This is a genomic window from Oceanospirillum sediminis (assembly GCF_014164585.1).
GTDB lineage: Bacteria > Pseudomonadota > Gammaproteobacteria > Pseudomonadales > Halomonadaceae > Oceanospirillum > Oceanospirillum sediminis.
Genome location: NZ_JACJFM010000128.1, coordinates 1 through 468 on the forward strand (window position 1 = coordinate 1; position 468 = coordinate 468).

General features: G+C 39.1%; 1 protein-coding gene. It reads left to right on the forward strand.

Annotated features, from left to right (window positions below; all coding sequences use genetic code 11):
- A partial coding sequence (locus H4O21_RS28120; protein WP_502243749.1) for a carbamoyl phosphate synthase preATP-grasp domain-containing protein occupies window positions 1-468 on the forward strand: 468 nt, incomplete at both ends.

A 468-nucleotide genomic window follows, 5' to 3' on the forward strand; every position in this document is an offset into this window, starting at 1 on the left:
ACATCGATACCATTGATAAAGAATTGTTGCTTGAAGGAAAGCAGAAAGGATATGGAGACAGACAGATTGCTCACATGTTGGGTTGTTTGGAAAGTCAAGTGTATAATAAGCGTGAGGAAATGGGGATTAACCGTGTTTATAAATTGGTTGATACCTGTGCTGCTGAGTTTGAAGCAAAGACACCATATTATTATTCAACGTTTGAAAGCGACATGGAAACTGCTGATGGAAAGCGCTATTCAGACAACGAGAGTATTGTTTCAGATAAAAAGAAAATTATTGTTTTAGGTTCTGGCCCTAATCGAATTGGCCAGGGTATCGAGTTTGATTATTGTTGTGTGCACGGGGTTTATGCCGCGAAGGAATGTGGTTATGAAACCATAATGATCAACTGTAATCCTGAAACGGTTTCAACGGATTTTGATACGGCGGATAAACTGTATTTTGAGCCTGTATTTTGGGAACACA